This is a genomic window from Nostoc sp. ChiQUE01b, assembly GCF_034531255.1.
Lineage (GTDB): Bacteria > Cyanobacteriota > Cyanobacteriia > Cyanobacteriales > Nostocaceae > Nostoc.
The window spans coordinates 1-5,068 of the sequence record NZ_JAVRBM010000168.1; the positions used below are offsets into that span (position 1 = coordinate 1).

Sequence of the window (5,068 nt, forward strand, 5' to 3'; positions counted from 1 at the left end):
GTATGACTATAATGATGAACAGTTACCGACTGAAGAAACAATTCGTGTCAAATTGTGATTTGAACGATAATTTAGCCAAACGGTCACGAAATACTTCACTCTGTATGTCACTTAAAGGATAAAGTGGCCGTTTTTAAAGCATAAAGTGGCCGCAGTAGTAAAACCTTAGAGAAAGGCGAATAAATAAGATTTACTGTGAAAGATCCAGTCTTATCTGCCTCAAAACATCAATTACCTCAGCCCGCCACAGCGAAGAGGGATGAGGCATAAATTTTCTAAGATTTTTAGCAGTAGGGGTAATGCCTTGTGCATAAAGTACTGGAGCGAGTTGGCGCACTTCTCGACAGCCTTGCTCAATAGCTAGTTTATGGACGAATTTGCGGTAATCTTTATAGCGTAAAGAAATAGCATGGCACACAATAGGGCAATAGTGGTAGAAAGTAGCCAAACCAACACCAGTTCTCTTAGCTATTTTTCTTAGAGAAGGTGGTGGATACTCGTCGCTAAACAAAGCTAATTCAAGTATGTTTCTTATGTGCAAAAATCTTAGCTGCTGTTGATATTCACTATATCTAGTAGCCAAAGATGCTGATAAAGATTTTGAGCAAGCAGTTAAACTATTAGGAGTTTTGAATCCTAAACGAACAGCTAATTGAGTTAAAGAAGGAGGTGGTTCTTCTTCAGTAGCTAGCTGCATCGCCTGAATAACTCGTTCGCACTTAGGACTACTATTTGAAGTAACTAAAGCAGGCTGTGATGATAATTTTTTCGCTTTAGGAGCAGGTAGAGAAACTAGCTGGTTAAGAGTTAGAGGTAATATTTTAAGTTGAAGAAAATCGACAAGATTAGTTGATAAGGCATAGCAGATTTTCAAAAGTTTATCTAAATTTGGGATGGCTACACCTGAATACCAATGTAGAATTTCATATCTCGATAACCCAAGCCAACGACCAAAAGCGGAAACATTACCTTGAGTATATTGATAGACGTAAGCTTCTAGGATTGTTTTAATAGTCTCTCTTGGAGGTGGACAAGGCAATTCAGGAGCTTGAGCAATTAAATTTCCTAAAGTCTTAACTATCCAAATCTCTTGCTGTAAATTGGGTATCTCCTCGAACAATCTCTTATCTGGCAAAGATACTTCATAGTTAATCCCCAACCAACCACCACATTTGAGACAAAATCCAGGTCGTGAGTTATGCCACAGGTGTAAAAATTCAAGGCCACAGTGAGGACATTTTGATTCTAAAAATCGATAATGGATGGGACAAATTCTAGCGGGTTTCAAAGCCCACAGTAGAGGTGAATAAATGACTTGTTGATTATTTAACCAGTCTTGATAGCAATAAGGACACCAAGTATGAGAATGCTTGAGCAATCCCAAAACTGGGAAGACTTTTGCCCAAGGTAGCATTGTCAAAAACTGTAAGTCAGTACGTTTTGTCAATATTTCTAGAGCAAAAACCAGCTGTTTAGCTCCAATTTGTGTTCCGTTTAAAGCTTTTACAGAAGCTTGCCCATACAAACTTACAATACTTTTAGAATTCAAGGGATTGGTAGTATGGTTATGCCCAACTATTGGTTTTATCTCTCTAGCCAATAAAGTTCCAGGCAATACGCTATGAGCTGCGGCTAGACGAGCAACATAGCTAGTCAGACTTTCAACATAACAAGTACCAAGTCCAATCGGTTCCAGATGAAACAAACGGCTAGGACTGGGAGTAAATTCTGGTTCTTTCAGCCACAATTCATCGTTAACCGCCATGTTAGTCATCATCTGAATTTACCCCTACATCATCTCTTTTAGGTTTTCTTTGTCCAACACGACCTTTTTTGAGTTGGGAATGTTTGGCTGGCATTTTTATTCCATATTCTGTTGAATATTGCCGCTCAAAAAAACTGGATTCTTCTTGAAAGCGTTTAAATCCCTGTTGTGCTTCTTCCTTAATTTTGTTGAGCCGGGATGCAGAAAAAGCACCTAATTTAAGATGTTTGCTATTAAGAGTCCGAGCTTCTTCAGAATAGGCAACTCTCAAAGAACGAGTTAACCAATTCTTCAATAGCCCCACACAGCCAACTGAGCCAGAAAAAAGATACTCATAGTGTTGTTCTAATTTTGGTTCTTGTACAAGCGGAATGTGGCGTTGAAAAGTTCTAATTACTCTGATAAATTCAGCAATATCTTCTGGGTTATCAGCTTGGTAAGGTAACAGGTGAATATCTTCGCTACGCCGCCCTATTTGCCCATTCAAGGTAGGACAGTTAAGCAGTTCATAAGTTCCAAATAAAATATGTACTGTACCAGTAAGATTAGCAATAGACTTAATCCAGTTCATTTGCTGTAACATCTGGTGTCCGCCTGCCATCATAAATAAATGCTGTGCCTCGTCTACAGTAAAAGCTTTTACCTGACGATAACGAAATGCTTTTTCCATTGCTCGGCGTAATGCAGGCGAATCTTGGCGGTAAGCCCGATTTAACAACCCCAAATCCTTTGCCTCACCGTGAGGAATTTCATAATCAATTTTGTATTCAATCAAAACTTCCTGAAGGGATTCTAGGGCGCGAGTGTAATAATCTTTATAGCTAAACTTTCCTTGTTCTGTTGGAATAGCTTCAATACCAGCAACAGCAATTTGACCAGGATTTTTGCGTAATGAGGGGAGAAATTCGTAATTTAGCAGATTTTCCAGACGCAAGCGTAAGGTTGTTTTTCCTACACCAGTCACACCAAAAACTAAAAATACTAAAGTGTCAGCTGGCTCCAGAATATTAATTAATAAAGTATCTAAGGCTTGTTTGAGCCTTTGATGTGGAATAGTGATACTTTTGAAATAATCAGTTTTGATATCGTTCGGCTGTAAGAGAAGTTCTTCTGGAAAAGAGTGCGACTGAATTTTTACCATAGCTCCTCTGTATTGTAAGCTTCTATTTTGGTTAAATCTATTAATTTTTTTGCTGATGATTTTGGCTTTTTAATGATTTCTGAACCTGCCAAAATATTTTTATCTACATCTTGAACATTAGCTAAATAATTGTGTTTACTTAATTTACTTTCAATAACTGAGCTTTTTTCAATCAAAACCAAAATATCTTGTTGTGCTAAATCATGTAAGCGTTGTAATAACAAAGTTTCTTGGGCTTCAGTTCCTTCTAAATATGTAGCTTTCTCTTGAGCAGATAGAGTAATTCTTTGAGTGTGTTTCTGCCTTTTTCGACGTAATTGTGTGCTAGCTATGTTCACTTCTTTTTCGGAACGATTTTGGAAGTATTTGTAATATTCAGAAATACAGCGTATCCAACGTCCCTTAACGTAAGCATAAGCAGTCCCCATATCAAAAGGGTCGTAACGAATAGGTACATTAGTTCCTTCAATTTCTGGTCTTATGAACGAATCATCAATTGACCAATAGTAGAGATAATTAATTTTCACGCCTCTACTTTGTTGAACTTTTGCTGTTCCTTTAGGTGTAGAAGGTAAGGTAAAAATCTTAAAATTATCATCATAAACAATCTGTTTCTGAGGGCGATAACCACTTGAGTTTAGCCCTGACATAAAATTTTGACGTGGGCTTTGTCCTAATGTTGGATGTTCTCGGCAATCATAAAATTCGTAACAATACGAACAAAAGTTTTCGTAGAGTTGATCTAGTGTCCAAACAGCTTGATTTTTGGGATTATTTGATTTCGTGACTTGGCGGACATTCTTAGTAATTTGAGTATTGCCTCTGAGATTATAAAAAAACTCTGTATTTGTAGTTCCAAAAATACGTTCAATAATTGAACCAAATCTGGCTTTCGCAGCTGGTCGCTGCTTTTTGGTACATTCAAAAGCAGCTAACAATGTCTCAAAGTATGTACTACTAAATTCTGTCCCACCGTCAACAACTATTGTCTCTGGTAATTTCTCAAATCGCTGTACGCAGATTCTTAATACCATCATGCAACTACGGTAGCTTGGCTCGTCAAAAGTTAGGTAAACTGCGAGAATACGTCGGCTGTAAGCATCTATTAACAGAGTTGCCCAAGGTCTACCAAGAAGATAACCTGTTCGAGAGCATACTAACTCAATATCCAGTTGCGTATGGTCAATGTGTGCTATCTCAAATGGACGGTCGCCATGACATGGCGTGGTTAATTTCAACTCCCAATACAATAAAGATTGTTGATAAGCTGCTCTGTTTCCCTTACGTTTTTTTGTTTGCCTATAACCAGAACGATGTTGAATTCTAGAACAAAATGTAGCGTAGCTAGGCAGCTTATCTGTTAGACCTGCTTTCTCCCATTCTCTTGCTAGAATTCCATAAACAGCTAGTTTGCTTCTTTGTTGAAAAGTTTCATAATATTCTTCAATTATTTTGTCAATGAAATCTTGAGACGATTGAGAAATTCTGGGTAAGCGATTGCCTCTAGCATTAGAGTTATTTAGCAGCCCAATATAACCACATTTGTACGCCTTTTGTGCTGCTATAAACTTAGCTTTCCATCTGCGAATAGTACGTTGTGGAACAGTTTCTTTATCTCTATAACTGTCATTAAGATAAGGTTCAATTACTTCATATCTTCGGTTAGCTTCTGCCAAGTCTTCAGGACTAGCTTTCAAAAAACGCTCCATTGCTTTTGGAGACATTTTTACTTGATTATGAGTTTTAGGTTCCAGTTGATTGGGTTTAACATCTAAAATATTCAGAATCGTTCCGTTATTGGGTTGTGATTTCATCATTTGTACATAAGCTACCGCGATTTCTTGGTCACGGAAAAGCTGTACTTTTTCTGGCTCTGCTAAGGGTGCAGCACTCAAATTAATGTAAATTTTTTGTGTAGCTATTAAAGCATTTATGTCATCAGGATTGCTCTGTTGAGTATGAATCATCTCCCAATAACTTATACCCGGATTTAAGCTAATTAACTTCACCAAATTTTCAGCTATTTCTGGGTCAATTTGGTAATCTTCAGTAGCATAGGCTTTGAGAAATAGTCGATTTCTGTATTTAATCCAATCAATTTCTGTATCTAACGGGACTTAAACAAAAATTAAGCCCAAATAAAGCCCAAACTGGCTTTGTAA

3 protein-coding genes are annotated in these 5,068 nt (G+C 37.5%); all 3 read right to left on the minus strand.

Annotation, left to right across the window (positions count from 1 at the left end):
• Nucleotides 1–190: 190 nt before the first annotated feature.
• From RMY63_RS41030 to RMY63_RS41040, 3 genes are read right to left on the minus strand one after another with little or no spacing between them, the layout of a single operon-like run.
• Nucleotides 191–1,777 (minus strand): TniQ family protein, encoded by a 1,587-nt coding sequence (locus tag RMY63_RS41030; protein WP_322734164.1) that lies wholly within the window; start codon nt 1,775–1,777, stop codon nt 191–193.
• Nucleotides 1,767–2,906, minus strand: a complete 1,140-nt coding sequence (locus tag RMY63_RS41035) for an ATP-binding protein (RefSeq protein WP_322734165.1) — start codon at nt 2,904–2,906, stop codon at nt 1,767–1,769. Before RMY63_RS41035 ends, RMY63_RS41030 begins: the two co-directional genes overlap by 11 nt.
• Entirely contained in the window at nt 2,900–4,915 is a 2,016-nt protein-coding gene (locus tag RMY63_RS41040; RefSeq protein ID WP_322734166.1) for a Mu transposase C-terminal domain-containing protein, read from the minus strand. Before RMY63_RS41040 ends, RMY63_RS41035 begins: the two co-directional genes overlap by 7 nt.
• Nucleotides 4,916–5,068 lie beyond the last annotated feature (153 nt).